The 1761-nt window shown below is 36.7% G+C and carries 2 protein-coding genes; one reads left to right on the forward strand and one right to left on the reverse strand.

The window, feature by feature from the left end:
• The coding region (gene tnpC, locus BMW37_RS14825; protein WP_177168710.1) for an IS66 family transposase at positions 1-824 on the reverse strand (824 nt) is incomplete at its 3' end.
• Positions 825-1213: 389 nt separating this feature from the next.
• On the opposite strand from tnpC, the gene BMW37_RS14830 reads away from it, so the two are divergent.
• Positions 1214-1726 carry an ISAs1 family transposase gene (locus tag BMW37_RS14830; RefSeq protein ID WP_093322782.1) on the forward strand — a complete coding sequence of 171 codons (513 nt, stop codon included), beginning with the start codon at positions 1214-1216 and terminating at the stop codon, positions 1724-1726.
• The last annotated feature ends 35 nt before the right edge of the window (positions 1727-1761 follow it).

Raw genomic sequence — 1761 nt, forward strand, 5'->3', positions numbered from 1 at the left:
GTCAATATCGCGGTTTCTTTTTCTATGACATATAGTTTCGCAATGGTATCAACCGCCTCTTTTGCTTCCTGTGAATGTTGACCTTTAATTTTAACGATATCATTAAATTTACGTCTTGTATGGGCGAAGCAGCCTAAAAACGTGACATTTTTCAGCATACGCAAAGCACTATAGGCATCTGTCATTAATACGCCTGACCAACAGGTTAAAATTGCAGTCGGGGTATCACCCGGTTGATTCTCGAATAAAACGACAGGGAATTCGCTTTTTTTATTGTTCCTACACACCCACATATAGGATTGTGATGTTGCTTTCCTACCCGGCACCTTGAGTACTTGAAGTCGGGTTTCATCCCCATGGATGAGCGGTTCCTCAAGCAATATTTGCTGTAATGCCTCATAAATAGGCATAAGCATGTCAGCACCCTTTATGGCCCAGTTACACAGCGTGGTAGGGTTAATATAAATTCCTGAGCGATTTAGCTCTTCGGCTAATCTATACAAGGGTAGTCCATCGACATACTTACTTGTAAGTACCACTGCCAACTTGGAGGGTGAGGCGATGAAACCTTTAATGAGGGGCTTTTGCATGGACGCACGAATAAAAATAGGTTTATCTTGTTTTTCGCATTCCCGACAGGTATAGTCATGCTCAGTAATGCGTAACACTTGAGCATGATTAGGAATAATGTGAATTTGCTCCATGATATTCGTCTTTATCACATGAAGTGTACCATCACAGCAAGGGCACTTTTCATCAAGTAATGTGTATTCAATCACAACGCGAGTTAAGCTCGTATATTCTTCAAATAAACTGAAATACATATCCTCAAAATTTTGGGGAAACTGTAAGGAAGTAGATATTGGCTCAATGTTATTTGATGATTTAGTCATAGGAATAGAATACACAAAACACTAAAGTTTGTAAAGAAACCCAAATAAATATTGCATTATTTAAATGCAAATGGGAACAACAACGCATTTAAGTCAAGGTGCATAGAAACTAGCGCTTACTAATTTAGTACGGGGGTAATTTTATATGAACAGCTAAGTTACTAAAACTTACAAAGGTTTAATCTCCCCCTAGCTTCTTGATATGACAAGTCAGGGGGCGATCAAACTTTGATCAAACAGATTGAATTTAATGAAATTTCATTGAGCTTTTGAGTGATTTGTGATCAAATCATCTTAATAAATTATATAAGGTGATAAAGATGAAATTAATAAAAATATTAGACACACTTGAAGAAAATAGAAAAAAAACAAACCAGAAATATCCAGTCAAAGAAATTGCATTTTTAGTCCTTGCTGGATTAATTTGTGGTTATTCTTCATGGACTTCTATAACCGAATTTGGTGAGTATAACCTTAAATGGCTTAGGAAATTCATGCCTTACAAGCAAGGTATTCCGACTCGTCATAATGTTGCTAGAATTATTCGAATGATTAAGCCTGAATCACTAAATAATCTTTTAATTACATGGGCTAATGCTTATTCAAAAAAATCCGATGTAGCCCATTCGGATGAAGAAATTAATAGAATTCGCTCTGTTTTTGCCATTGATGGGAAAGAGATTAAGGGTGTTAAAGCACGTACAGGTGAAGTTCTCAATGCTGTGACAGTTTTTGATGTCGATAATGGCATTTCATTCAGTACAGAGATGGGGGCGATAAATGTCAAGCGACCTGTCCGATTTTTTTACTGCTATTTGCATCATTGTCTTTGACTGGGTTAAATACTATTTTGTCTTCATAATCCCAG

The organism is Thorsellia anophelis DSM 18579 (assembly GCF_900111395.1).
Lineage (GTDB): Bacteria > Pseudomonadota > Gammaproteobacteria > Enterobacterales > Thorselliaceae > Thorsellia > Thorsellia anophelis.

Coding starts and splice junctions, on each gene's coding strand:
- BMW37_RS14830 (WP_093322782.1), top strand. CDS start 1,214: ATGAAATTAATAAAAATATTAGACACACTTGAAGAAAATAGAAAAAAA.